We start from the raw sequence: 2975 nt of genomic DNA on the forward strand, positions 1-2975 counted from the left end.
ATCTGCAGCTGGCTCTTTTTGCCCTTTCTTATAAAACAAAGGAGCCACGCCTGCATTCACACTATTCGCACTGTCGGGTTGAAGATCGCCATAGTACACGGTAGCCACCCCATACCCTGCCGCAATGATCTTTTCTATGCACCAATCGTTGCTTTGTATGCCACGTGAAGCGGCTGTTGCCAAATGATCTTTATAGGCAGGCTCAGGGGCATATTTAACCCACCGTTTTGAAATGAGTATTCCGGTGTCGGCATTGACAACCTGGTTACCTCCAAAGTTCAATCCTACAAACATTGGCGCAGGCTTGTTCCTTTTATTAGGCAGGTAGAGTAAAATATCCATGTAATATTTTCCATCCCGCGAAAAATAGACGCGCACCTGTTTCCGGGTAGCTGTTCCATTTAATGCATGATGACTCACCGACATTGATACAAACCTCAACGGTATATGCTTTACAGGAGTTTTGCCCTGAACATTTTCTTCAAATAATGCTGTTATTTCGGGCCGGCGGATCCTCTCCCAATCTGCAACGGTATTTATTATTTTACCCGATTCCGTACGCATCACATCCGGCAGATGGTAATCAACCGCTGCTTCATTTGATTGTTGCGCCAAACAGGCAGGAAGGATTGCCATCTGTATAAGAAAGCCCAGGATGATTTTTTGTATCATGATCTATAAATTACCCAGGTAAGATAATAATAAACAGGAATTGACATAGAGAGTAGATTGATACCAGGTAGAAAAAACCCCTCCCTCCCCCAGGCATAACGCTGAAATTAGTTTTATCAAACACGTTAATATTAAATTAACAATGGAAGCCTAATTTCGGCGCTGGTAATTCTCATACTGAATGAAACATGTAAGCGAGCAGGATTTATTGCAAATGATCCGGGATTCGGATTATGCCGCATTTGAAGAATTGCATCACCGCTACTACAGTTTGTTATACACCATGGCTGCCAAAAAAACAGGGGATCGGGACGAAGCCTACGACCTGGTGCAGAACATGTTCATCGAGTTATGGGAAAAGCGGGCGGACTTCACCATCACCAACACCCTGGAAGCCTGGTTGAAAAACCGTGTGTGGTTCAAGTTGTCGGGATACTTCCGGGCGAAGGGCCTCCGGGAAAAACACCTGCACAACTTCTCTCTTTTTTTACAGCAGAAACAAACAGTTTATATCCCTGAAACAGAACTACAGGAAATTACGGCGCAATACGATACCATGATCGCGGTTATTAACCGGACAGTGGAAGACATGCCCGTTAAAATGCGGGAAGTTTTCCTGTTAAGCAGGCAGGAAGATCATTCTATCGCTGCTATTGCAGTGATGCTTGGCATTTCTCCGAAAACGGTAAAGAATCATATTAATATTGCTTTTAAGCGCATCCGGAAGGCGGTAGCGCAATCCTCTCTACCCATGGCCGACCTGTTGCTGATGATCTGGCTGATGCAGGCTTAACGATTTGGTAACATCACTTTACTGGGCCCTGCCGGTGTTTCATGCTTATTATCAGTATGGAACCCAACAAACAACACTTTCAGGACCTTTTTAACCGGTACCTCCAGGGAACGGTTACGGAGGAGGAAAAAGTCCGGATCTCCCGCTGGCTCTCCCAGCTGGATGCGCTGGATGAACCGCTGACCGCCGAACAGCTGTATGCCAGGAAAGTCCTGTCCCAACAGGAATTACGGCAACAATTGTCTGATAAAAAACCGGTTGTTGCCGGCAAAACCAGTATCATTCCTATAGGCAGATGGCTGGTGGCCGCCAGTGTCATGATCGCCATTATTATATCGTCTGTACTGTTCTGGTCAAAACCCCGGCAGACAAACAGCCCCCTGGCTTACCAGGTAATCAGCACTGGCCGTGGTGAAGTTAAAACCGTGACCTTGCCCGATGGCACCAAAATCACCCTCAACCATCACAGCTCCGTCAGATTCCCGAAAAAGTTCGGGCCCTCTAGCCGCAGCGTATCGCTAACGGGTGAGGCTTTTTTTATTGTTACCCATCAGGCGAACCGCCCGTTTATTGTACAGGCAGGGCATATCCGGACCAGGGTATACGGCACCGAATTTAATATTACCGCCTACCCGCAGGCGACCGACTTGCGTGTGGCTTTAAAAAAGGGCAGCATCGGCGTATGGGAGCCGAACCATCCAGAAAAAAAGCTGGTTCCGGGCCAGCAGTTCATCCATGGCAATACAACGGATGCGTCCAGGATCCTGGCCGCTGAAGTGAACGATATCGGCGCCTGGATGACGGGCAGGTGGGTGTTTACACAACTGCCTTTGAAAGATGTGCTATCGGCACTGGAAAACAGGTACGGGATACATTATACATTTCCGGCTGCACTGGGGGAAAAAATAATAACGGCGAAGTTCGATAACGTACCACCCGAAACCATCCTGGCGCATTTGTCTTTTGGCTGGGATTTTCAGTGGAAGCAATCCGGCGACACTATATACCTGCAACAGGCTACTCACACTACACCATAAAAAAAGCATTGCTCTCGCGAAGCAATGCCCACATGTAAATGTTTCACTCTTAAAAAAGAAATGCTTTCAAAGTTATGTCAAAAAATCTATTCTGTAAAAAGACAAGGCTATCCCGGCTCACCGGCTGGCTATTGTGTTGCTGCCTCCTCTATGGCGGCCAGGTGTTATCACAATCCGCCCGCATTCACCTGCAGCGGACAAGCCTGGCGAAGATCGCCGCCAGCCTGCAGCAGCAATTTCCCGGTTATAATTTTTCCTTCGACCAGCCATTGTTTGAAAAAACAATGGTGGAAAAAGCCCAGGCCGAAGCAGGTACCCTCAGCGGGCTGCTGGATGTATTAAAACAACAGATCGGCTTACACGCCCTTTCAGATGGGAAAAACATCACCTTGAAATATGTACCGCTCCAAATAACGTCCAGGTCACCCCGGGCAAACGGGATCTTTTCCGGTAAGATACTGGCGGATGAAAAC

Annotated in this window: 4 protein-coding genes; 3 read left to right on the top strand and 1 reads right to left on the bottom strand. The window is 47.6% G+C overall.

All coding sequences use genetic code 11. The features are described from left to right. The coding region (locus VN105_RS15700; protein ID WP_325642474.1) for a hypothetical protein at nucleotides 1-672 on the bottom strand (672 nt) is incomplete at its 3' end. A gap of 181 nt (nucleotides 673-853) precedes the next feature. On the opposite strand from VN105_RS15700, the gene VN105_RS15705 reads away from it, so the two are divergent. The 3 genes from VN105_RS15705 to VN105_RS15715 form a co-directional block, all read left to right on the top strand. After that, complete coding sequence (locus tag VN105_RS15705) at nucleotides 854-1465, top strand: sigma-70 family RNA polymerase sigma factor (protein WP_325642475.1); 612 nt, start codon at nucleotides 854-856, stop codon at nucleotides 1463-1465. Between the two features lie 56 nt (nucleotides 1466-1521). Beyond that, nucleotides 1522-2502 carry a FecR family protein gene (locus tag VN105_RS15710; protein WP_325642476.1) on the top strand — a complete coding sequence of 327 codons (981 nt, stop codon included), beginning with the start codon at nucleotides 1522-1524 and terminating at the stop codon, nucleotides 2500-2502. 74 nt (nucleotides 2503-2576) lie between these two features. Beyond that, on the top strand, nucleotides 2577-2975 hold a 399-nt coding region (locus VN105_RS15715; protein WP_325642477.1), incomplete at its 3' end, for a hypothetical protein.

Source organism: Chitinophaga sp. (assembly GCF_035564935.1).
Taxonomy (GTDB): Bacteria; Bacteroidota; Bacteroidia; order Chitinophagales; family Chitinophagaceae; genus Chitinophaga.